Below are 22,005 nucleotides of genomic sequence, written 5' to 3'. Positions count from 1 at the left end.
CGGCACTCCAGGCCGCGGCCCATGATGCCGCGCCGCGGAAAGTGGTCCCCGATGGCGGTACGGAAGTGGACCCCGAACAGGACCGCGCCCCTTCCTAACGTCGGATCCATGAACGCCAACGCCCTGCGCGGGGTCCTCCTCGTGACCGTCGCCTACGCCCTCGTCGGAGCCTCCTTCACCGCCAACAGCCTGCTCGGCGACTACCCGTACGCCGGCGGCCAGGCCCTCCGCTACGCCGCCGCCTGCCTGCTCCTGCTGCCCCTGCTCGGCCGCGGCGGGACGGCCCCGCTGCGGATCCTGACCGCCCGTCACTGGCTGCGGCTCGCCGCCGTCGCCGGGGTCGGCATGGTCGGCTTCAACCTGGCCGTCCTCGCCGCCGAGCGCACCGCCGAACCCGCCGTGCCCGGCGTCCTCGTCGGCTGCGCCCCGGTCGTCGTCGCCGTCCTCGTCCCGTTGACCGAGGGCCGCAGGCCCGCCCCCGCCGTGCTGTACGGGGCGCTGCTCGTCGCCGCCGGCGCCTTCACGGTGCAGGGATGGGGGCGCACGGACCTGGCGGGGATCGGCTGGTCGGTGGCCGCGCTCGCGGGCGAGGTCGGCTTCACGGTGCTGGCCGTTCCCGTGCTCCGGCTGCTCGGGCCGAAGCCGCTCACGGCGGTCGTGTGCGGGATCGGCGCGGTCGAGGCGGCGCTGATCGGCCTGCTCGTGGACGGCGCCGGCGTCGTGCGGATGCCGACGGGTGTGGAGGCGGGCGCGCTGGTCTGGCAGGCCGCGCTCGCCACCGTCGTCGGGTTCGTCCTGTTCTACATGGGCGTGCAGCGCATCGGCATGGAGCGGGCCACGCTCTTCACGGGCGCGATCCCGATCGCCGCCGCCCTGAGCGCCGCCCTGGTCGCCGGCGCCTCGTTCGGTCTCCCGCAGGCGTTCGGCAGCCTGCTGGTGGGGGCCGGCGCCGCCGTGGGCACCGGCCTGTTCGTCCGGCGCGTCCCGGTGACGGCCTCAGGCGCGGCTGCCGTCCAGGAGGACGCGCGCGACGAGAGCCGGATCGTCGTTCATGGGCACGTGCCCGCAGCCGGGCAGCCGGACGAGCCGCGCGCCGGGGACGGTGTGCTTGGCGCGGACGCCCTGCCGGGGAAGGAGCAGCCGGTCGCGGGCGCCCCAGGCCACGGTGACCGGTAGGCCGGGGACGTCCTCGCGGAAGCGCACGCTTCCGCCGGCCGCCAGCGTCTGCCGGAACCCGGTGGCCCCGCGCAGCGCGAGCGTCTCGGCGTAGGCGGCCGCCGGTGAACGCCGCGCGGGGCGTGCGTAGATCGAGCTGGTGAGCACGGTGCGCCCCGCGGCCGTGCGGGAGAGGCGGTCGATCACCGGCACGGGCAGCGACAGCGCGGCGCCGCGCATCGCCCGGAGCGTCGCGAAGGCGTACCGCCGCTCGCCCTCCGACCAGAAGCCGGCGGGGGAGAGGGCGGTGACCGAGCGCACCAGCTTCTCCCGGCCCAGCTGCAGGGCGAGTAGCCCGCCGAGCGAGTTCCCCGCCACGTGCGGCCGCTCGACGCCGAGGGCCTCGCAGAACGCGCCGAGGACGCTCCCGACGGTGGACAGGTCGTACGGGCAGCCGTCGGGCAGCGGGTCGGAGGCGCCGAACCCGGGCAGGTCCACGGCGATCACGTCCCGCTCGGCGGCCAGGATGTCCAGCACCGGCTCCCAGGCCTGCCAGTGGTGCCCGATGCCGTGCAGGAGCAGCAGCGGATCCCCCGCTCCGCGGCGTTCGTACGTGAGGGACGCCGTGCGGGGACCGGCAGGGGTCCCGGTCGTGAACGTGATCCGTGCGGGCATGCGGACTCCCTGTCCTGAGGCTGTCAGACGTCCCGTCAACGAGAATTACCGATCGGTAGCCCGGAGTTCAAGCCTCCGTCCGAAACTGGACAGCGGCACCGCGGTGGGCTGGGATGGCCGGGTGGCCACCGACCTTCCGACCGACACCCCGACCGCGTGCTTCGAGGAGCACCGGGCCCTGCTGCTCGGCGTCGCCTACCGGATGCTCGGCCGCGCCGCCGACGCCGAGGACGTCGTCCAGGAGGCCTGGCTGCGCTGGACCGCCGAGGACCGGGCCGAGGTCCGCGAGCCCCGGGCCTTCCTCGTACGGATCACGACCCGGCTGGCCGTCGACCGGCTCCGGCGGGTCGCGGCGCGTCGGGAGGCCTACGTCGGCCCGTGGCTCCCCGAGCCCGTCGTCACCGACTTCGGACCGGCCGCGCCCGACACCGCCGAACGCGCCCTGCTCGCCGACTCCGTCTCGCTCGCCCTCCTCGTCGTCCTCGAATCCCTCTCCCCGCCGGAGCGGGCCGTCTTCGTGCTGCGCGAGGCCTTCGGCTTCCCGTACGCGGAGATCGCCACGGCCCTGGACCGCACCGAGTCGGCCGTGCGTCAGCTCGCCGCGCGGGCCCGGCGTCACGTCGACGAGCGGAAGCCGCGCTACGACGTCGATCCGGCGGCGCGCCGGGACCTCACCGAACGCTTCCTCACGGCCGCCGCGGGCGGCGACCTCGGCGGGCTGCTCGACCTCCTCGCCCCCGACGTACGGCTCGTCGGCGACAGCGGCGGCAAGTCCAGGGCCCCGCTGCGGATCATCGAGGGCGCCGACAAGGTCGGCCGCTTCCTCCACGCCACCGCCGGGAGCGCGGCCGGGGCCCTCGACGTCCGCCTGCTGGAGCTCAACGGCGCCCCCGCCGTGCTCGCCCTCGTCGACGGCAGGCCGGACTCCGTCCTCCAGATCGAGGTCCTCGGCGGACGCGTCCAGCGCGTCCACCTCATCCGCAACCCCGACAAACTGGAGTCGCTCGCCGGCCTCTGACCCGTCCCGCGGCCGACCCGCGCGAGGAACCGGCCCGATCGCGCCGATCGGCCGGAAATCCACCCCGTCTCCCACCCGGGAGACGGGGTGTTTTGCTGCGCCGGGCACACGGGGGCGCGAACGTCCTGTGAACGATCTAGGTCAGAGGGTCACATTCGGGGGCGTCCGACAGAGGATTGGTCTTGACCAAGGGGTGGGCTCGCCTTATGGTCGCAGAGTTAGTGCAGGAACCTTTAATAAACAAGGGCGCGGAAAAACGCCGCGGGACACGGCGAATTGCGGAGGATCAGGGTGGGGACCACGCAGCTGACATCGGTACCGGAACCGAAGTACCAGCACCTCAAGACAGTCATCGGCGAAGCACTCGACTCGGACTTCGCGGTCGGGGAGATCCTTCCCAACGAGCGCGACCTCGCGGCCCGCTTCGGCGTGGCCCGGGCCACGCTGCGCCAGGCGCTGGAGCAGCTGGAGCTCGAAGGCCGGCTGCAGCGCCGCCGCGGCGTCGGCACCACCGTCGCCCCGCCGCGCGTCGGCGTCGACGTCTCCACCACGCAGCACACCTGGCCGGGGGTCGGCGACGACGCCTGGCAGTCCCTGGACTCCGCCGCCGACGTGGCCCCGGCCGCCGTCGCCCGCGCCCTGGAGAGCGGCACCGAGGAGCGGGTGCACATCGTCCGACGGGTCCGCGCCAGCCAGGGCCAGACCGTCGCCGCCGAGCTGCTCTACGTGCCGGCCGCGTCCGTCCCGGGCCTCAGCGCCATCGACGCCCCCGCCGGACCCGCCCGCGCCCGCGCGGTGCTCCGCGAGCTCCAGCACCTCGCCCTCGACGGCCAGGACCGCTCCGTCGAGCTCGGATCCGCCCGTGCCGACGACGCCAAGGAACTCGACCGGCTGCCCGGCGCCCCGGTGCTCGTCGTCACGACCCGCTACCTGTCCGGCGGACGCACCGCCGCCGTCTCCGTGGCCACCTACCGCGCCGACACCTGCCGACTGACCTTCGGCGACTCGGTCGACCTGGTCATGGCCTCCTAGACACGGCCGCACCGCGCCCCACGGCCCGTCGCCGAGTACCCCTCAGCGGCGGGCCGTCACCGTGCCGTCGACCGCGAACAGCTGCTCCTCGACGTGGTCGAGCGCGAGCCGCAGCGCACCCGTCCCGACCGCGGCCTCGCCGAGCAGGGACAGCACCACCCGCGGCGGCCGCAGGCAGAACCGGGCCAGCTCCTCGCGGAGCGGCTGGAGCACGCCGTCCAGACCGGCCGCCCAGCCGCCGACGACCACCAGCTCGGGGTCGATCGCGAGGACCAGCGCGGCCACGTCGTGCACGAGCCGCTGGATGAACCGCTCGACCGCCGCCTCCGCGCGCGCGTCGCCCTTGCGGGCCAGCGCGAAGACCTCGGCGACCGCCTGCTCGTCCAGCGGGTGCAGCGGTTCGTCCGTCGTCGACAGCAGGTGCTCGGGGGTGACGCCCCGGCCGAGCAGGTGCAGGGCGCCGATCTCCCCGGCCGCGCCGCCGAAACCGCGGTGCAGCCGGCCGCCGATCAGCGAACCGGCGCCCGGGCTCAGCCCGGCGAGGACGAAGACGATGTCGTCGGAGTCGGTCGCGGCGCCCTTCCAGTGCTCGGCCACGGCCGCCGCGTTCGCGTCGTTCTCCACGATGACGGGGCACTTGAAGGAGCGGCGCAGCCGCTCGCCGAGCGCGAGCCCGGTCCAGCCCGGCAGCGCCGTGCCGAGGCGGACCGTGCCGTCGGCCTCCACGATGCCGGGGGTGCCGACGCCGACGGCCCGCAGGTTCGACCGGGCGACGCCGGCGCGGCGCAGCACGTCGGCCACGACCGTACGGACCCGGTCCAGCCGCTCGTCCTCGGGGGCCGTCTCCGACACCTCGCGCGAACCGGCCCCGATGATCCGCCCGTCCAGACCGGACAGCAGCGCGGCCACCCGGTGCGGGCCGATCTCGATGCCCAGCAGATGCCCGGCCTCGGCGCGGAAGCGGAACCTCCGCGCGGGGCGGCCCTGCCGCCGGGCCTCGCCCTCCTCGGCCGCCGCCTCGACGACGAGACCACCCTCCATGAGCCCCTCGACGACCCCTTCGACAGTGGGCCTCGACAGACCCGTGATACGGGTCAGATCGGTGAGCGTCGGCGCGTCGGCGCCGCGCAGCGCATGGAGTACCACCGCGGAGTTGATCCGCCGCAGCAGAGACGGATCCCCGCCGGTCAGCCGCCCCACAGTGTGTCCTCCCAGCTCGTGCACCTCTTCGGCGGATGGTACTCAATGGGTCCGGTCGCGGCGAGTGCCGCCCCCATGACGCTTTGGATTCGAATCGGCCCCGGTACGGGCTCCGCGTCCGCCCCCGAGCCGGTCCACCGGACCGTCCCGAACCTGACGCGGCGCCAACTGTCAGTGCGGGCCGCTTTACTGGAGCCATGACCACGGCAGACCTTCTGGCGGCGATCGACTTACTCCGGGCCCGGGGACACGACGAGGGCCCGGACCACCACCTCGCGGAGCTCGCGACCAGCGAGGACTTCTGGGAGGACGACGGCACCCGCCGGGAGATCGTCGAGGACCAGTACGAAGCGGAACGGGACGGGCTGGGCGTCCTGCTCGCCGCCCGCTGGGGCGAGCCCCGCACCGTCGACCTCTTCCCCGTCCTGGAGCGGAGCATGGAGGGCGAGCCGGTAGCGGAGCCCTGGGCCACCCTCAGCTGCCACACCCCGAACCTGCGCCTGTGGCGGGCCGACGGACAGTGGATCGGGCTCGGCGTCTCCCAGTGGGACAAGGAACTCCCGTTCCAGCTGCTCGCCGTGGTCACCACGGTCGACCCGCCGGCCTGACGTCCGGGGCGCCCCCGCCGGCCCCGGAAGCCGACCCGGCGACCGCCCGCGCGGCCGACAGCCCGCGTCGGCGGGCGACGCCCCTACCCGGGCGGTGCCTCGGCGGCCGCGCGGAGCCGCGCGTACTCCGCGGCCATCGTCTCCGCCGTCCAGTGCGCGTTGAGGCCGCTCGGATTCGGCAGCGCCCAGACCCGGGTCGACCCGATCACGCGCTCCTGCGGCCCGATCACGGCCTTCGGCTCGTCGAACGCCGTGCGGTACGCGGTGACGCCGACGACCGCGAGCCAGCGGGGCGCGAGCCGCTCCACCTTCGCGGCGAGGATCCGGCCCCCCTGCCGGTACTCCTCGCGGGTCAGCTCGTCGGCCCGGGCGGTCGCCCGCGCGACGACGTTGGTGATCCCGAGGCCGTACGCCAGGAGCTCCTCCTGCTCGTCCGGCCGCAGCCGCCGCGGAGTGAAGCCGGACAGCTGGAGCACCGGCCAGAACCGGTTGCCGGGACGGGCGAAGTGGTGGCCCGTCGCCGCCGTCATGAGACCCGGGTTGATCCCGCAGAACAAGACCGAGAGGCCGCCCGCCACCACGTCGGGGACGACGCGGTCACGAGCGGCCTCCAGCTGTTCCCTGGTGAACCGGGGGCTCCCGGTCAGAGGATCGCGCCGGGGGCGTAGGCGGCGGCCTCCGGGTGCTGCTTGAGGATCTCCTCGATCCGCGCCACCACGGACGCGACCTGGTCAGCGGCGGCGCCGGTGAAGGACAGCTTGTCCGCCATCAGCTCGTCGAGCTGCGCGCGGTCCAGCGGGATCCGCTCGTCCGCGGCGAGCTTGTCGAGCAGCTCGTTCTGCACCGTGCCCTGCTCGCGCATGGCGAGGGCGGAGGCCACCGCGTTCTCCTTGATGGCCTCGTGCGCGACCTCGCGGCCGACACCGGCGCGCACCGCGCCCATCAGGACCTTGGTGGTCGCCAGGAAGGGCAGGTAGCGGTCGAGCTCGCGGGCGACGACGGCCGGGAAGGCGCCGAACTCGTCGAGCACGGTCAGGAAGGTCTCCAGGAGACCGTCGAGCGCGAAGAACGCGTCGGGCAGCGCGACCCGGCGGACCACCGAGCAGGAGACGTCGCCCTCGTTCCACTGGTCGCCCGCCAGCTCGCCGGTCATCGAGGCGTAGCCGCGCAGGATGACCATGAGGCCGTTGACGCGCTCGCAGGAGCGGGTGTTCATCTTGTGCGGCATCGCCGAGGACCCGACCTGGCCGGGCTTGAAGCCCTCGGTGACCAGCTCGTGGCCGGCCATCAGGCGGATCGTCTTGGCGATCGACGAGGGCGCGGCGGCCAGCTGCACCAGCGAGGTGACCACGTCGTAGTCGAGCGAGCGCGGGTAGACCTGGCCGACCGAGGTGAAGGCGTGGGCGAAGCCGAGGTGACCGGCGATCCGCCGCTCCAGGTCGGCCAGCTTGTCGGCGTCGCCGCCGAGCAGGTCCAGCATGTCCTGCGCGGTGCCGACCGGGCCCTTGATACCGCGCAGCGGGTAGCGGCCGAGCAGCTCCTCCAGGCGCGCGTAGGCCACGAGCAGCTCGTCGGCCGCGGTCGCGAAGCGCTTGCCGAGGGTGGTGGCCTGGGCGGCGACGTTGTGCGAGCGGCCCGCCATGACCAGCTCCGCGTACTCGGCGGACAGCTTGCCGAGGCGGCCGAGGACGGCGACGGTACGGTCCCGCATCAGCTCCAGGGAGAGGCGGATCTGCAGCTGCTCGACGTTCTCGGTCAGGTCGCGCGAGGTCATGCCCTTGTGGACGTGCTCGTGGCCGGCGAGGGCGTTGAACTCCTCGATGCGGGCCTTCACATCGTGCCGGGTGACCTTCTCGCGCTCCGCGATGGAGCCGAGGTCGACCTGGTCGAGCACGCGCTCGTAGTCGGCGAGGGCGGCGTCCGGAACCTCGATCCCGAGGTCCTTCTGCGCACGCAGCACGGCGAGCCAGAGCCGGCGCTCCAGCTTGACCTTCTGCTCGGGGGACCAGAGGACGGCGAGCTCCGCGGAGGCGTAGCGGCCGGCCAGAACGTTGGGGATGCGGGGCTTCGCAGTCACAGCAGTCACGTGGACAGAGTTTACTGGCGATTTCTGCAGGCCAGCGCCACGGTCCGAGCTGGAGGTTGCTACGAGACGCAGCTCACGACGGCCGGCCGCGGACGCCCCGGCGCCGGAGGGCGCCGCTCCCCGGCCGGCGCGGTCCGGATCGACCGGGACCGGCCCCGGAACCGGCGGGCGCGGAGGGGATCCGAGCAGACCGGCACGGACGGCGCCGGTGCCCGGCCCCGACGCGAGCGGCCCCCGCTACGGCTCCCGCGTCGGCTCGTAGGGCAGCAGCTCCGGGCGCTTGGGCGCGCGGCCGTCGCCCGACGAGCGGCCGGTCAGGCGCCGTCCGATCCACGGGCCCAGGTGCTCCCTGGCGAAGCGGGCGTCCGCCGCCCGGCGGGTCGCCCAGCCCGGCTGCGGGGTCGGCGGCGGGGCCGTCCGCCAGTCCGTCTCCGGAGGCAGGCCGAGGGTCTGCCACACGGCCTCGGCGACCCGCCGGTGCCCCTCGCCGGTGAGGTGCAGCCGGTCCACGTCCCAGAGCCGCGGGTCGGCGAGCGAGGGGGCGCTGTACAGGTCGACGACCAGGGCCCCGTGCCGGGCGGCGAGCGCGTCGACGTGTGCGAACAGCTCCTCCATCCGGGGGCGGAAGCGCTCCAGGACCGGCCCGTTCCGGCCGGGGCTGCGCATCAGGACCAGCTGTCCGCAGGAGGGGGCGAGCCGTTCGACGGCCTCGGTGAGCAGTCCGCGCACCCTCCCCATGTCGACCTTGGGGCGCAGGGTGTCGTTGAGCCCGCCGACCAGGGTCACGACGTCGGCCTTCATGGCGACGGCCGTCTCGACCTGCTCGTCGACGATCTGGCCGATGAGCTTGCCGCGCACGGCGAGGTTGGCGTAGCGGAAGTCGGTGGTCCGGGCGGCCAGCCGGTCCGCGAGGACGTCGGCCCAGCCCCGGTAGGAGCCGTCGGGCTTCCGGTCCGACATCCCCTCGGTGAAGCTGTCGCCGAGGGCGACGAAACTGTTGTACGTGGCATTGATCTCCATGGCGGAGAAATCGTACCGCGCGGTATGCGCCGTCCGCCGCCGGAGCCCGGACGGGCACCCGGCCCCGCGGTGACCGGTGCGTGGCCGCCCCGGCCGGGCGCGGCGGAGGGGCCCCGGGAGCGCGTGCTCCCGGGGCCCCTCGCCCGCGTGCCGTGCCGCTACGGGGCCGCCGGGCGGCCCACCAGCTCCCGCAGCACGTCCTCCATCGCCACGAGGCCGGCCGGCTTGCCGTCCTCGTCGAGCACCGCCGCGAGGTGCGTCCGGCTGCGGCGCATCGCGGTCAGGACGTCGTCCAGCGGCGTGGCCGCGCGGACCCGGGCGACCGGCCGCAGCGCGGACACCGGGAACGGCTCGTCGCGCGGCAGGACGTCGAGCGCGTCCTTGACGTGCAGATAGCCCAGGATCCGGCGGTTCTCGTCGACCGTCGGGAAGCGCGAGTAGCCGGTCCGCGCGGACAGCGCCTCCAGCTCCTCCGGAGTCGTGCCCACCTGCGCGTACACGACCTTCTCCGGGGGCATCACGACGTCCCGCACGGGCCTGCGGCCCAGTTCGAGGGCGTCGTGCAGCCGCTCCGCCGCCCGGTCGTCGAGCAGGCCCGCGTCACCGGCGTCGGTGACCATCCGGGCCAGCTCGTCGTCTGAGAACGTCGCCGAGACCTCGTCCTTGGCCTCCACCCGCAGGAGCTTGAGCAGCACGTTCGCGAAGGCGTTGATCGCGAAGATCACCGGCCGCAGCGCCCGGGCCAGCGTCACCAGCGGCGGGCCGAGCAGCAGCGCCGTCCGCGTGGGCTCCGCCAGCGCGATGTTCTTCGGCACCATCTCGCCGAGCAGCATGTGCAGGTACGTGGCCACGCTCAGCGCGATCACGAACGAGATCGGGTGGACCAGCCCGTGCGGCACGCCCACCGCGTCGAAGACCGGTTCGAGCAGGTGCGCGATGGCCGGTTCGGCGACGATGCCGAGGACCAGGGTGCAGAGGGTGATGCCGAGCTGCGCCGCGGCGAGCAGCGCTGAGACGTGCTCGAGGCCCCAGATGACGCTGCGGGCCCGCCGGTTCCCCTCCTCGGCCAGCGGCTCGATCTGGCTGCGCCTGACCGAGATCAGGGCGAACTCGGCGCCGACGAAGAAGGCGTTGACGATGAGGGTCAGCAGACCGATCAACAACTGGATCACGGTCATCGGCCGGCCTCCCCGGTCTCGTCCCCGTGCTCCCGCGCCGCGGGGGCGTGCAGCTGCACGCGGGCGGCCCGCCGACCGGAGGCGTCCGCGACGTCGAGCCGCCAGCCGTCCAGGTCCACGGTGTCCCCGACAGCCGGGATGCGGCCCAGCTCGTGGGCGACGAAGCCCGCGAGCGTCTCGTACGGTCCGTCCGGCACCCGGAGGCCGATGATCTCCACCTGGTCCGTACGGGCGGCGCCGTCGGCGGACCAGAGCTCGCGCCCGTCCGCGTCCTCGCCCGCCCGCGCCAGGTCCGGCGTCTCGTGCGGGTCGTGCTCGTCGCGCACCTCGCCGACGACCTCCTCGACGATGTCCTCCAGGGTGGCGACCCCGGCGGTGCCGCCGTACTCGTCGATGACGACGGCCATGGTCTGGCGGCCGGACAGCCGGTCGAGCAGCCGGTCCACGGTCAGCGTCTCGGGGACGAGCAGCGGCTCGCGCAGCAGCTCGCCCACCCCGCGGTGGCGCCGTTCCTCGGCCGGTATGGCTAGGACGTCCTTGATGTGGGCGATGCCGACGACCGCGTCGAGGCTGCCCCGGTAGACGGGGAAGCGGGAGAGGCCGGTCGCCCGGGTCGCGTTCGCGACGTCCTCGGCGGTGGCCTGCACGTCGAGCGCGGTGACCTGCACGCGGGGCGTCATCACGTTCTCCGCGGTGAGCTCCGCCAGGTTGAGGGTGCGGACGAACAGCTCGGCCGTGTCGGCCTCCAGGGCGCCCTCCTTGGCGGAGTGCCGGGCCAGCGCCACGAGCTCCTGCGGGGAGCGCGCCGAGGCCAGCTCCTCGGTCGGCTCCATGCCGAGCCGGCGCAGGATCCGGTTCGCGGTGTTGTTGAGGTGGCTGATCAGGGGCTTGAAGGCGGCGGTGAACACCCGCTGCGGGGTGGCCACCACCTTCGCGACCGCGAGGGGCGAGGAGATCGCCCAGTTCTTGGGGACCAGCTCGCCGACCACCATCAGGACGACGGTCGACAGGGCGGTGCCCAGGACCAGCGCCACGGAGGAGGCGACCGAGGCGGAGAAACCGAGGTCCTCCAGGGGGCCGCGGATCAGCTTGGCGATCGAGGGCTCGGAGAGCATGCCGACGACCAGGTTCGTGACGGTGATGCCCAGCTGGGCGCCGGAGAGCTGGAAGGTCAGCGACCTGACGGCCTTGAGCGCTCCGGACGCGCCGCGCTCGCCGCGCTCCGCGGCGTCCTCCAGCTCGCGGCGCTCGACCGTGGTCAGCGAGAACTCGGCCGCGACGAACGCGCCGCACGCGACGGAGAGGAGGAGCGCCAGGAGGAGCAGAAGCACTTCGGTCATCGGTTCACCTCCGTCCCATGATCAGTCAGGGGGAGGAGGAACGCTCGATGTCGGCCGTCGGGGCCGGTGCTTTCGGGAGCAGTACCCGCGTCGGTACTACTGGGAGGCTCGCCCATGGGCGGACGCTCACACCTTTCGGTCGGGGGGACGGATGGGAGACCATGGTAAAGGATCGGCAAAACGGCACGTCGGCGGGGGAGCGGCCGGGATCCGCGGCTCAGTCGGCGAGCGGCTTCACCCAGCGGCGCCAGTGGTCCTGTCGCTCGTACCCGGCCGCCGCCCACAGATGCCGGCCGGTCTCGTTCTCCTCCAGGACCATGGCGTCGGCCCGCCGTCCGCCGAGGGCGGCGAAGCGCTCCTCGGCGGCCCGCAGGAGCGCCGTGGAGACGCCCCGGCGACGGTACGCGGGCAGGACCGCGAGCCGGTAGAGGGAGGCGCGCCAGCCGTCCCAGCCGGCGATGAGCGTCCCGACGAGGAGGCCGTCGGAGACCGCGAGCAGCAGCGCTCCGGGGTCGCGTGCGACGAGCCGGCTCACCCCGTCCAGGTCGTCGGAGACGGAGGTGCCCTCGGCGGACTCCTTCCAGAAGGCCAGGACCGCCTCGGCGTCCTCGGGGGTGGCGTGACGTATCTGCAGGTCGATCATGGCCGGATCCCATCACGCCGGGTCGGTCCGCTGCCAGGACTTCCGTTCCGCGAGACGGCACCCGCTACCGCCGGGCCGAGCCCAGGACACAGGGCGAGGAGGGGAGCCGCGGCCCCTGCTCCGGCACGTCGAAGGAGCGGTACGGGCCCAGGGAGAACCCGGCCGCCTCGATCGCCGCGAGCGGGTCGCGGGAGGTGTGGCAGCCGCCGAAGAGCAGCGGCCAGACCGTACGGTCGAGTCCCCGCTGCACCCGGGCGAGGCCGGGGGTGTCCGCCCGACCGTGCTCGAAGAAGCGCAGGTCCGCGCCGGGGCGCAGCACGCGGTGGAGTTCGGCGAGGGTCTGCGGGAGGTTCCGCACCGTGCAGAGGACGAGCGAGGCGACCGCCGCGTCGAAGGAGGCGTCCTCCAGCGGCAGCGCCTCGGCGGTGTCCGGGAGCAGGGTCACCGGCACCGGGGCGCGGAGCGCGGCCTCCCCGGCCAGCCGCCGGAGCCGGGACTCCGGTTCGAGCGCGACGACCTCGGTGACGGCGGGCGGGTAGTGCGCGAAGTTCAGACCGTTGCCCGCGCCGATCTCGATCACCCGGCCCGACAGCCCGGCGAGCAGCTCCGCCCGCAGTGCGCCGAGCCCGCCCTTGACGTCGGCGGACACGCTGAACCGGGCGTAGAAGCGGGCGAACAGCGGATGGTGGACGCCGGACGGCGCCGGGGGACCGGGCGGCGTCGAGGGGGTGCGCGGCGGTGTCATCGGCGTCTCCTCAGCCCGTCACGAAGCAGAACTCGTTGCCCTCCGGGTCCCGTACGACCTGGAAGGACCCCTGCGCGTCGGTCACCGGGCCGCCGACCAGGGACGCCCCCGCCGCCACCGCCTCGTCGGCGGCGCGGATCGGGTCCGCGACCTCCAGGTCGAGATGGACGCGGTTCTTCGCGGTCTTGCCCTCGGGCACCCGCTGGAAGGCGAGCCGGACGAAGTCCGGCGGGTCCACGTACGACCAGTCGCCGCTCCGGTCGACCGGGACGCCACCGAGGAGGCCCGCCCAGAACCGGACCAGGGCCGCCGGATCGGCGCAGTCGAAGACGATCTCCTGAACGTGAGCGCGCATGCCTCCACCCTACGGAGTGGAGGCGCGCGCGTCCCCTGCCACGAGCGGCGTGCGCCGCCGCGGTCCCCGCGGTGCACGCCCGGCGGGGCGCGCCGACGCACCCCGGTCGCGGGCCGGACGCTCAGGCTCCGGGGTACGGCTGCGTGAACCGCTCCCGGAAGGCCTCCCCGTCCCACCTGCCGCCGAGTTCCGGCCCCAGCCAGTCGGCCGCGGCCGCCCGGAAGTCCGAGGGGTCGAGCGAGCCCGACCCCTCCGGCACGGCCCCGAGCAGCGGAGCACCCGCCTCCCTCGGCAGATCCGCCAGGTTGCAGCGCATCGCCAGGTCCGGCGCGTCCGGCCAGCTGCCGATCACCACGCCCAGCTGGGCGATCCCGCGCGCGCGCAGCGCCTCCGCGGTCAGGGTCGCGGAGTTGAGCGTCCCGAGACCGGCCGGGACCACCGTGAGCACCGGTGCGCCGAGCAGCGCGGCGGCGTCGGCGAGGGTGCCGCCGTCCTCGTCGAAGCGGACGAGCAGCCCGCCGGCCCCCTCCACGAGCACCAGGTCGTACTCCCCGGCCAGCTTCCGGGCGGCCTCGGCGACCTCCCCGGGCCCGACCGGGGCGAGCCCCGCCCGCCTGGCGGCCGTCCCCGGGGCCAGCGGCTCCGGGAAGCGCCCCAGTTCGGCGGAGCCCGCCGCGCCCGAGAGCCGGACGACCTCGTCCGCGTCCCCGCGCTCGTCCGGCCCGACGCCGGTCTGCGCGGGCTTGAGGACGGCGACCGTGCGCCCGGCGGCCGTGGCGAGCGCCGCGACCGCGGCCGTGACCACGGTCTTGCCGATCTCGGTTCCGGTACCGCTGACGACGATGATTCCCACTGTTCTCCTCGATCCGGCCGCCGGTCCGTCTGTCCGTTCCCGCGGCCTGTCCGTTCCCGCGGTGCCGGTGGTCAGCCCGCGCTCGCCGCCGCGCACACGGCGGCGCAGATCCGGGCCAGGTCCTCGTCTCCCGTCACGTACGGCGGCATCGTGTAGATCAGGTCGCGGAACGGCCGCAGCCACACGCCCGCCCGCACCGCCGCCGCCGTCGCCGCGGCCATGTCGACGTCGTGGTCGAGCTGGACGACGCCGATCGCGCCGAGCACCCGCACCTCACGGACGCCCGGAAGGCCGGCCGCCGGGGCGAGCCCGGCCCGCAGGCCGGTCTCGATCCGCTTGACCTCGACCTGCCAGTCCCGGGAGAGCAGCAGGTCGATCGAGGCGAGGGCGACGGCCGACGCCAGCGGGTTCCCCATGAACGTCGGCCCGTGCGCCAGGACGGGAACCTCGCCGCGCGAGATCCCGTCGGCCACCCGGCTCGTGCACAGCGTCGCCGCCATCGAGACATAGCCGCCGGTCAGCGCCTTGCCCACGCACATCACATCGGGGGAGACCCCGGCCTGGTCGGCGGCGAAGAGCGTGCCCGTCCGGCCGAAACCGGTCGCGATCTCGTCGAAGACGAGCAGGACGTCATGCGCGTCGCACGCCTCGCGCAGCACCCGGAGGTACGCCGGGTCGTGGAAGCGCATCCCGCCCGCGCCCTGCACGACCGGTTCCACGATCACCGCGGCCAGCTCGTGCGCGTGCTCGGCGATCCGGGTCCGCAGCAGCTCCGCGTACGACTCCTCGTAGGCGGCCGGCGGCGCGTCCACGAAGACCTGCCGCTGGAGCACCCCCGCCCACAGCTCGTGCATCCCGCCCTGCGGGTCGCACACGGACATCGGCTGCCAGGTGTCCCCGTGGTAGCCGCCGCGCCAGGTGAGGAGCCGCTGCTTCCCGGGACGGCCCAGCGAACGCCAGTACTGCAGGCACATCTTGGCCGCGACCTCGACGGAGACCGAGCCCGAGTCGCTGAGGAAGACGTGCCGCAGCGGCTCCGGGGTGATCTCCACGAGCCGCGCGGCGAGCCGGACGGCCGGCTCGTGCGTGAGCCCGCCGAACATGACGTGGCTCATCTTCTCCAGCTGGCCGCGCACCGCCTCGTTGAGCACGGGGTGGTTGTAGCCGTGGACCGCCGACCACCATGAGGACATGCCGTCGACCAGCTCGTCCCGGCCCTCCGCGGGCTCGGCGAGCCGGAGTCGCACGCCGGACGCGGACGCGACGACCAGCGGCTCCGCGCGGCCCGGCATGGGGCCGTACGGATGCCAGACGTGCGCCCGGTCTAGGGCGAGGAGTTCGCCGGTGCCGAGGGGCGCGCCGTCAGGCATTCGGCGCGAGGTCCGTGCCGGCGCCCCGGCGGCGCACGGCCACCAGGTCGGTGCGGGCGTCACCCGCCGAGGCCACGGCGGGCGCCGAGGCCACCGCGGGCGCCGAGGCCTCGGCCGGAGCCGCGTGACCGCCGCAGGGGCCGCAGCCCCCGCCCTCCTCGCCGTGCGGGCCGCAGCCGACCGGGGCCCCGGAGCCGCAGCCGCCCGAGGACGCCGTGCCGCAGCCGTCCGTCGCGCCCGCCGCGGCGAGCGCGTCCGCGCGGTGCTTCGGCAGCGTCGTCGTGCCCGCGCCCTCCACCTCGAAGCCCGCGTCCGCGATCATGTCCAGGTCGGCCTGGCCGGCCTGGCCCTCGCTCGTCAGGTAGTCGCCGAGGAAGATCGAGTTCGCGATGTTCAGCGCCAGCGGCTGCATCGACCGCAGGTGCACCTCGCGACCGCCCGCGATCCGGACCTCGACGTCGGGGCAGACGAACCGCACCATCGCCAGGATCCGCAGACACCGCTGCGGGGTCAGGTTCCACTCCTTGGCGAGCGGCGTCCCCTCGAAGGGGATGAGGAAGTTGACCGGCACCGAGTCGGAGTCGAGCTCGCGCAGCGCGTAGACGACGTCGACGAGGTCCTCGTCCGTCTCGCCCATGCCCGCGATCAGTCCCGAGCAGGCGGACAGACCGGCGGCGTGCGCCTTCTGCACGGTGTCCACCCGGTCGGCGTACGTGTGGGTCTTGGTGATCCCCGCGTACGTCGCCTCGGACGTGTTCAGGTTGTGGTTGTACGCGTCGGCGCCGGCGTCCTTGAGCCGCTCGGCCTGGCCGTCCGAGAGGAGACCGAGGCAGGCGCACACCTCGATGCCCTCGTTCTCCTCCTTGATGGCCTCGATGGTCCTGCCGACCCGCTCGACGTCCCGGTCCGTCGGACCGCGGCCGCTCGCCACCAGGCAGACCCGCTTGGCCCCGCCGGCGACACCCGCGGCGGCGGCACGGGAGGCCTCGTCCGGCTTCAGCCAGGTGTACTTGAGGATCTCGGCCTTCGAGCCGAGCCGCTGCGAGCAGTACGAACAGTCCTCGGGGCACAGGCCCGACTTCAGGTTCACCAGGTAGTTGAGCTTCACCCGTCGCCCGAACCACTGGCGGCGCACCTTCCCGGCCGCCGCCACCACATCGAGCAGTTCGTCGTCGGAGGTCGCCAGGACGGCGAGTGCTTCTTCACGGCTCGGCAGCTCGCGCCGCAGCCCCTTGTCCACCAGCGTGTTCAGCAGGTCCATAAGCGCTGATCCTCGCCTACCGCCCACCCCCGGGCCAAGGAGGAACTGAACAAACGCCCCCGAGAGAGGTGTGTGGATGACCACATCCCGACCTCGGCACCCTGAGGTTAGGGTCTGTGCGCTGCCTACAAAAGGATCGCCGCATGCCACAGGCCGAGGACGCACGGGCCGCGGGCCCCCGCCGCACCGCGTTCGACTGGACCGACGCCGAGGCGCGCCGCCGGGCCGACGCGGGTCTGGTCCGCACCCTGCGGCCGCGGGCCGCCGACTCGGACCTGCTCGACCTGGCGGGCAACGACTACTTGGGCCTCACCCGCCGTCCGGAGGTGACCGGGGCGGCGGCCGAGGCGGCCCGCCGCTGGGGGGCGGGGGCCACCGGCTCCCGGCTGGTCACCGGCACCACCCGGCTGCACACCCGGCTCGAACGGGAACTCGCCGAGTTCTGCGGATTCGAGGCGGCCCTCGTCTTCTCCTCGGGCTACACCGCCAACCTCGCCGCGCTCACCGCGCTCGGCGGCCGGGACTCCCTGATCGTCTCCGACGCGGCCAACCACGCCTCGATCGTCGACGGCTGCCGGCTGGCCCGCGCCGAGACGTCCGTCGTGCCGCACGCCGACCCCGAGGCCGTACGCAAGACCCTCGGCGCGCACCCCGGCCGGCGGGCGCTGGTCGTCAGCGACTCCGTCTTCTCCGTCGACGGCGACAAGGCCCCGCTCGCGGAACTCGCCGAGGCCTGCCGGGCACACGGCGCCGGGCTCCTGGTGGACGACGCCCACGGCTTCGGCGTCCTCGGCGATGGCGGCCGGGGCGCCCTGCACGAGGCCGGACTCGCGGGCGCCGAGGACGTCGTCGCGACCCTGACCCTCTCCAAGTCCCTCGGCAGCCAGGGCGGCGCCGTCCTCGGTCCGGCCCGGGTGATCGAGCACCTGGTGAACGCGGCCCGCACCTTCATCTTCGACACGGGCCTCGCCCCGGCCGCCGTCGCCGGCGCGCTCGCGAGCCTGCGGCTGATCCGGGCCGAACCCGGTCTCGCCGAGCGGGCCCGCACCGTCGCGGCCACCCTGCACCGGCTGCTCACCGAGGCCGGCCTCACGGCGGCCCGGCCCGACGCGGCCGTGGTGTCGGTGCGCGCTCCCTCCCCGGAGGCCGCGCTCGGCTGGGCCGCGTCCTGCCGCGAGCAGGGCCTCTCGGTCGGCTGTTTCCGGCCCCCGTCGGTGCCCGACGGCATCTCGCGGCTGAGGCTCACGGCGCGGGCCGATCTGACGGACGCGCAGATCGACGCGGCGGTGGCGACGGTCCTGCGCACCGCGCCCTCCGCCGGGTAGCGGCCAAGAGCGGTCCCGGGCAGCAGAGTTCACCGCTTCGGGCGACAGATGGGGACATATCTTGGTGGAACGCCGCACGGCGCGGCGCGATCGGTGGCACTCTGACGCGAAGCGCAATCCGGGGCGTTGGCCCCGGTGGGAAAGGGACAGCGTCGCCATGGCAGATCACCAGGAAGCATCCGTCACACTGCCGAGCGATCCCGCCTCGGTCCCCACGGCCCGGCGGTTCGTCGCCGGGGTCCTCGCGGACTGGGGCCTGGACGATGCCGCGGAGATCGCGGACGCCATCCGGCTGATCGTCTCCGAGCTGGCGACCAACGCCGTGCTGCACACCCTGGGCCAGTCGCCGACCTTCACGGTCGACGTCCGCCTGGAGCGCGAGGAGCAGTTGTACATCGGCGTCACGGACAGCCATCCGCGCCGTCCGCGCCGCCTCCCGGCGGCGGTCCAGCAGGACAACGGCCGGGGCATGGTCATCATCCGCGTCCTGGCCGCGGAGGCCGGCGGCCGTCTGTCGGTCACGCCGACGGACGACGGGGGCAAGACGGTCTGGATCACTCTTCCCTGGACCGCGGTCCCGCTGGCCAGCTGTTAGTCCCCTGGCGCGCGGTCCCGCCGACCTGCTGTGAGGAGGAGCCCGGCCCGGACGGCCGGGGTTCCCGGGGTCGTGTTCCGTCGGTCAGGGGCACGGCGGCGCCACCGCACCCCCCCACGGACGAACCGCTACCGCCGCCTGATCAGCGGACGCGGCCGTAGTAGACCTTCGACGACCAGATCCTGTCGAGCTTCACCCAGGAACCCGTCTTGGGCGAGTGCCAGATCTTGCCGCTGCCGGCGTAGATGCCGACGTGGTACACCCTTCCGCCGGAGTGGAAGAAGACCAGGTCCCCCTTCTGCCTGGTGGAGGCGGAGATGTGCCGGGTCTTGTTGTACTGCTGCTGCGCGGTGCGGGGCAGCGACTTGCCCGCCTTCTTGTACGCGTAGAGCGTCAGACCGGAGCAGTCGAACCGGGAGGGCCCGCTGCTTCCGTACCGGTACGGAGCTCCCTTCTTGGACGCGGCGACGCTCAGTGCCTTGTTCGCGTGCGTGGTGGCTGCCTGGGCCTCGGCCGACGCGCCGGGTGCGAACAGCGTGCCGCCGACGGCGGCGAGGGTGAGAGCCGAGACGGCTCCGGCCCGGGACAGCAGGGACGGGACGTGCATCTGCGCAGTCATGCGCAACCCTTCGTCAGCCGCCTGCGAAGGATGACCTGTCGGGTTCGGGCTGGCGAAGATGCCCGGCCGCTGACGCGGCTTCACCCCGAGGGACGATCCCGCTGCCGGAACAGCGCGTACGCCCCGTGAAAATCGGGTCCTCCACTCCTGCCGATCCACTCCTGTCGACCAGACGTCCGGGACAGCGGCAGGACTCGGCGTCCGCCCGGACCGCCCCGCCGCGGTGGCGGGGGCTTGTCGTCGACAGGGATCTTGACCCACAACAGGGCCGAAATCCGAGCTGAAACGGCGATATGTGAGGCTCCTCACGACTGATCCATTCGGGTGGACAGAGCGCCTTTGTGATCTTCGGAGGTAGGGCCGACGAGCCTCGCACCAGCGGCGGAACGCCCCATTCCGCCACATGCGTACACCTGCTGTGCAAGTCACCCGGCACATATGTCGACTCGTCGACTACGCCGAACGGGGGAGCGAATCTGCGGCGTGCGTCGGCCGTCCGGACCTGGACACGACACGCGGTCCTGTCAACTCGCGGGGGTCTGCGGGACGGTGACGCGGCCGGTTCGGCGCTCGCCGTCCAACACCCGCAGGGCGCGCGCCAATGTGTCCGCGTGCACCTCGCTCTCGCCCCGCAGGTGCATCAGCGTCACGGCCCGCAGCAGCGCCTCCGCCCGCCCCACCAGGGCCTGGGCCGCACGCAGGGCGCCGTAGGTGTGCGCGCCCCGGGACGGATTGATCTTTCCGAGCAGGTCGACGACCTCCAGGTAGGCGTCGACGAGTTCCCCCTCGGCGCGGGTCAGCGCGGGCAGCGGCGGCAACTCGGGGACCACGGCCGGGTCACCGGGCCGTGCCGCCGGCGACCGCGCGCCGGCTCGTGATCACGTGGTCCACCATGCCGTACGCGAGCGCCGCCGGGGCGTCCAGCACCGTGAGCCGGTCGAGGTCGGCCTCGACGCGGTCCCGCTCCCGGCCGGTGTGCTCTGCCAGCATCCCCGTCATCAGCGCGCGCAGGCGGAGCAGTTCGCGGGCGTGGATGTCGAGGTCGCTCGGCTGGCCCTGGAGCGGCTCGTCCATCGCGGGCTGGCGGAGCGTCACCCGCGCGCCCGGCAGCATCATGCGCTTGCCCGGGGTGCCGGCGGCGAGCAGTACCGCGGCGGTGGAGACGGCCTGGCCCAGGCAGGTGGTCTCGACGTCGCAGTGGAGCGAGCGCAGCGTGTCGTAGATGGCGGTCATGGAGCTGACCGAGCCGCCGGGAGAGTTGATGTAGAGCGAGACGTCCTGGTCGGGTCCCGCGTGGTCCAGGTAGAGGAGTTGGGCGATGACGTCGTTGGCCGACGTCTCGTCGATCGGCGTCCCGAGGAAGACGATGCGGGATTCGAGGAGCTTCGAGTAGGGGTCGAGGGTCCGGGTTCCGTGGCTGGTGCGCTCGGTGAACTCGGGCAGGACGTGGCGAGCCTCCATGGCGGGTACCTCCATCGGTAAAAAATGTACAGGACGTACAGACCGTAAGATGGGGAGCATGACCTACGAGATCCCGGTGACGCAAGCGAGAGCGGAGCTCGCCGACCTGATCAACCGAGTCGTGTACGGCGGCGAGCGCGTGGTCGTCACCCGCCACGGGAAGCCGCTCGTCGCCCTGGTCTCCGCCGCTGACCTGGAAGAACTCGAAGCGGCCGAGAAGCCCGCCGACGAGCAGGTGATCAGCTCCGTCTCCGCCCTGCACTCCCTCGACTCCGCTACCGGCGAACAGCGTCGCTTCGGCATCGCCGCGCACCACCGCGAGCCCGGCGGCTCCTGACGCTCCGTCCGCGCACGCGGAAGAGCCGCGTGCCCCCGTCCGCTACAGCGGGGGCACGCGGCCGTCTTCTTCGCCCTGCCGGGCGGGCGAGTCAGCCCGCGCGCGCCGGGGCCGGGACCGCCACGGGCGGCTGCTCCACCGGTGCCGGACGGCTGCGCATGCCTCCCGCCACCGTCGCCGCGAGGCCCGCCGCCGCCCAGAGGGCGAGGACGAGCAGCGGGCCGCCCGCCGCCGCGCCGTCGAAGGACGAGACGGACCGGAGGGCCGAACCCGCCGCGCCCGGCGGCAGCCAGCCGCCGATGACCCCCACCGGGTTCGGCAGCAGCTCCGGCGCGCTCGCCACCCCCGAGAACGGGTTGCCGAGCAGGATCATCAGCAGCGCGCCCAGCCCGAGGCCCGGCTTCCCGATCAGCGCCGCGAGCCCCGCGAAGGCCGACCCGATCGCCAGGACGGTGAGGCCCAGGACCCCGGCCTCCGCCCACCAGTTCCCGCCCAGTGCTCCGAGCCAGCTGTGCGCGAGGGCCGTGCCGACGACGCCGGCGAGCGCCGCCGCACCCGCGAGCGCGCCCGCCGCCCGTCCGCCGCGCAGCCCCAGGAGGGTGACGACGACCCCGGCCGCCGCTCCCGCCAGGGCGAGCGGCAGCAGGCTGGAGGAGAGGACGGCCCCCCGCGGGTCGCCCGCCGGGGCCGCGACCACGTCCGTGACCTCGACCGGCGTGCCGCCGGTGGCCTGGGCGGCGAAGGCCTCCCGCAGCAGTCCGGCCACCACGGGGCTCGCCGCGGACGCGGTGAGCAACTCCGTGCCGCCGGGGGTCACGACCACCGCTCCGTATACACGGCGGTCCTCTATCGCGGCGCGTGCCGCGGCCCCGTCCTCGTAGCGGTGGACCTCGAAGGCGCCTTCGTGACGGGCGAGACCGCGCTCCACGGCGGCGGCCGCCGGGGCGGGCCCCGCGACGCCGATCGGCAGGTCGCGGGGCGCCGTACGCGCCGCCGGCCAGGCGAAGGCCCAGAGGGTGAGGGCGACGACGACGGGGATGAGGGCCATCGCCGCGATGGTCCTGCGCCCCGCGCCGAAGGCGGTGGCGTTGGCGGACATGGGGTCCTCGATTCAAAGAGAAGGATCGTT

23 protein-coding genes, 1 pseudogene and 1 riboswitch are annotated in these 22,005 nt (G+C 74.1%); of the genes and pseudogenes, 7 read left to right on the top strand and 17 right to left on the bottom strand.

What is annotated here, in order from left to right; genetic code table 11:
- Positions 1–21: 21 nt before the first annotated feature.
- A pseudogene (locus tag ACF09E_RS04145) lies at positions 22–945 on the top strand (EamA family transporter); the annotation flags it as partial.
- A gap of 51 nt (positions 946–996) precedes the next feature.
- Here the strand turns inward: ACF09E_RS04145 and ACF09E_RS04140 are convergent.
- Positions 997–1,830 (bottom strand): alpha/beta fold hydrolase, encoded by an 834-nt coding sequence (locus ACF09E_RS04140; protein WP_392203739.1) that lies wholly within the window; start codon positions 1,828–1,830, stop codon positions 997–999.
- A gap of 121 nt (positions 1,831–1,951) precedes the next feature.
- On the opposite strand from ACF09E_RS04140, the gene ACF09E_RS04135 reads away from it, so the two are divergent.
- Positions 1,952–2,848 carry an RNA polymerase sigma-70 factor gene (locus ACF09E_RS04135; protein ID WP_392203738.1) on the top strand — a complete coding sequence of 299 codons (897 nt, stop codon included), beginning with the start codon at positions 1,952–1,954 and terminating at the stop codon, positions 2,846–2,848.
- Positions 2,849–3,139: 291 nt separating this feature from the next.
- Positions 3,140–3,880 carry a GntR family transcriptional regulator gene (locus tag ACF09E_RS04130; protein ID WP_392203737.1) on the top strand — a complete coding sequence of 247 codons (741 nt, stop codon included), beginning with the start codon at positions 3,140–3,142 and terminating at the stop codon, positions 3,878–3,880.
- Between the two features lie 42 nt (positions 3,881–3,922).
- Here the strand turns inward: ACF09E_RS04130 and ACF09E_RS04125 are convergent, their stop codons facing one another.
- Positions 3,923–5,080: an ROK family transcriptional regulator gene (locus ACF09E_RS04125; protein ID WP_392203736.1), complete on the bottom strand. Its 1,158-nt coding sequence runs from the start codon at positions 5,078–5,080 to the stop codon at positions 3,923–3,925.
- 197 nt (positions 5,081–5,277) lie between these two features.
- On the opposite strand from ACF09E_RS04125, the gene ACF09E_RS04120 reads away from it, so the two are divergent.
- A complete protein-coding gene (locus ACF09E_RS04120; RefSeq protein WP_392203735.1) occupies positions 5,278–5,688 on the top strand; it encodes a hypothetical protein in 411 nt (136 codons plus the stop codon).
- 83 nt (positions 5,689–5,771) lie between these two features.
- Here the strand turns inward: ACF09E_RS04120 and mug are convergent, their stop codons facing one another.
- From mug to bioB, 11 genes are all read right to left on the bottom strand, one after another.
- On the bottom strand, positions 5,772–6,269 hold the full coding sequence (gene mug / locus ACF09E_RS04115; RefSeq protein ID WP_392203734.1) for a G/U mismatch-specific DNA glycosylase: 498 nt from the start codon (positions 6,267–6,269) through the stop codon (positions 5,772–5,774).
- Between the two features lie 62 nt (positions 6,270–6,331).
- A complete protein-coding gene (gene purB, locus ACF09E_RS04110) occupies positions 6,332–7,774 on the bottom strand; it encodes an adenylosuccinate lyase (protein ID WP_388805203.1) in 1,443 nt (480 codons plus the stop codon).
- Positions 7,775–8,011: 237 nt separating this feature from the next.
- Complete coding sequence (locus tag ACF09E_RS04105) at positions 8,012–8,794, bottom strand: SGNH/GDSL hydrolase family protein (protein WP_392203733.1); 783 nt, start codon at positions 8,792–8,794, stop codon at positions 8,012–8,014.
- Between the two features lie 158 nt (positions 8,795–8,952).
- Entirely contained in the window at positions 8,953–9,972 is a 1,020-nt protein-coding gene (locus tag ACF09E_RS04100; protein WP_392203732.1) for a hemolysin family protein, read from the bottom strand.
- Positions 9,969–11,312, bottom strand: a complete 1,344-nt coding sequence (locus tag ACF09E_RS04095; RefSeq protein ID WP_361859963.1) for a hemolysin family protein — start codon at positions 11,310–11,312, stop codon at positions 9,969–9,971. The genes ACF09E_RS04100 and ACF09E_RS04095 overlap by 4 nt, the downstream gene beginning before the upstream one ends.
- Before the next feature lie 217 nt (positions 11,313–11,529).
- On the bottom strand, positions 11,530–11,955 hold the full coding sequence (locus ACF09E_RS04090; protein ID WP_392203731.1) for a GNAT family N-acetyltransferase: 426 nt from the start codon (positions 11,953–11,955) through the stop codon (positions 11,530–11,532).
- Positions 11,956–12,019: 64 nt separating this feature from the next.
- Positions 12,020–12,700, bottom strand: a complete 681-nt coding sequence (locus ACF09E_RS04085) for a class I SAM-dependent methyltransferase (protein ID WP_392203730.1) — start codon at positions 12,698–12,700, stop codon at positions 12,020–12,022.
- 10 nt (positions 12,701–12,710) lie between these two features.
- Positions 12,711–13,055: a VOC family protein gene (locus ACF09E_RS04080; RefSeq protein WP_392203729.1), complete on the bottom strand. Its 345-nt coding sequence runs from the start codon at positions 13,053–13,055 to the stop codon at positions 12,711–12,713.
- Between the two features lie 121 nt (positions 13,056–13,176).
- Positions 13,177–13,908: a dethiobiotin synthase gene (bioD, locus tag ACF09E_RS04075; RefSeq protein ID WP_392203728.1), complete on the bottom strand. Its 732-nt coding sequence runs from the start codon at positions 13,906–13,908 to the stop codon at positions 13,177–13,179.
- 71 nt (positions 13,909–13,979) lie between these two features.
- The gene (locus ACF09E_RS04070; RefSeq protein ID WP_392203727.1) at positions 13,980–15,278 is read right to left on the bottom strand and encodes an adenosylmethionine--8-amino-7-oxononanoate transaminase; all 1,299 of its coding nucleotides are present in this window, start codon (positions 15,276–15,278) and stop codon (positions 13,980–13,982) included.
- Complete coding sequence (gene bioB / locus ACF09E_RS04065; RefSeq protein ID WP_392203726.1) at positions 15,271–16,539, bottom strand: biotin synthase BioB; 1,269 nt, start codon at positions 16,537–16,539, stop codon at positions 15,271–15,273. Before bioB ends, ACF09E_RS04070 begins: the two co-directional genes overlap by 8 nt.
- 143 nt (positions 16,540–16,682) lie before the next feature.
- On the opposite strand from bioB, the gene ACF09E_RS04060 reads away from it, so the two are divergent.
- Positions 16,683–17,864: an 8-amino-7-oxononanoate synthase gene (locus tag ACF09E_RS04060; protein ID WP_392203725.1), complete on the top strand. Its 1,182-nt coding sequence runs from the start codon at positions 16,683–16,685 to the stop codon at positions 17,862–17,864.
- A 157-nt stretch (positions 17,865–18,021) separates the two neighbouring features.
- Positions 18,022–18,459, top strand: a complete 438-nt coding sequence (locus ACF09E_RS04055; protein WP_392203724.1) for an ATP-binding protein — start codon at positions 18,022–18,024, stop codon at positions 18,457–18,459.
- Between the two features lie 142 nt (positions 18,460–18,601).
- Here the strand turns inward: ACF09E_RS04055 and ACF09E_RS04050 are convergent, their stop codons facing one another.
- From ACF09E_RS04050 to ACF09E_RS04040, 3 genes are all read right to left on the bottom strand, one after another.
- Complete coding sequence (locus tag ACF09E_RS04050) at positions 18,602–19,078, bottom strand: C40 family peptidase (protein WP_392203723.1); 477 nt, start codon at positions 19,076–19,078, stop codon at positions 18,602–18,604.
- Positions 19,079–19,081: 3 nt separating this feature from the next.
- Positions 19,082–19,288: riboswitch (cyclic di-AMP (ydaO/yuaA leader) on the bottom strand.
- Positions 19,289–19,602: 314 nt separating this feature from the next.
- Positions 19,603–19,908 (bottom strand): hypothetical protein, encoded by a 306-nt coding sequence (locus tag ACF09E_RS04045; protein ID WP_392203722.1) that lies wholly within the window; start codon positions 19,906–19,908, stop codon positions 19,603–19,605.
- Between the two features lie 7 nt (positions 19,909–19,915).
- Positions 19,916–20,554, bottom strand: coding sequence for an ATP-dependent Clp protease proteolytic subunit (locus ACF09E_RS04040; protein ID WP_392203721.1), 639 nt, complete (start codon positions 20,552–20,554; stop codon positions 19,916–19,918).
- Positions 20,555–20,597: 43 nt separating this feature from the next.
- Between ACF09E_RS04040 and ACF09E_RS04035 the strand changes: the two genes are divergently transcribed.
- Entirely contained in the window at positions 20,598–20,876 is a 279-nt protein-coding gene (locus ACF09E_RS04035) for a type II toxin-antitoxin system Phd/YefM family antitoxin (RefSeq protein WP_392203720.1), read from the top strand.
- A gap of 91 nt (positions 20,877–20,967) precedes the next feature.
- Here the strand turns inward: ACF09E_RS04035 and ACF09E_RS04030 are convergent, their stop codons facing one another.
- The gene (locus tag ACF09E_RS04030; protein ID WP_392203719.1) at positions 20,968–21,975 is read right to left on the bottom strand and encodes an ABC transporter permease; all 1,008 of its coding nucleotides are present in this window, start codon (positions 21,973–21,975) and stop codon (positions 20,968–20,970) included.
- Between the last annotated feature and the right edge of the window lie 30 nt (positions 21,976–22,005).

It is taken from the genome of Streptomyces sp. NPDC014891 (genome assembly GCF_043081085.1).
In the GTDB taxonomy this organism is placed as follows: Bacteria; Actinomycetota; Actinomycetes; order Streptomycetales; family Streptomycetaceae; genus Streptomyces.
This window is presented reverse-complemented; position numbering and strand designations above follow the sequence as displayed.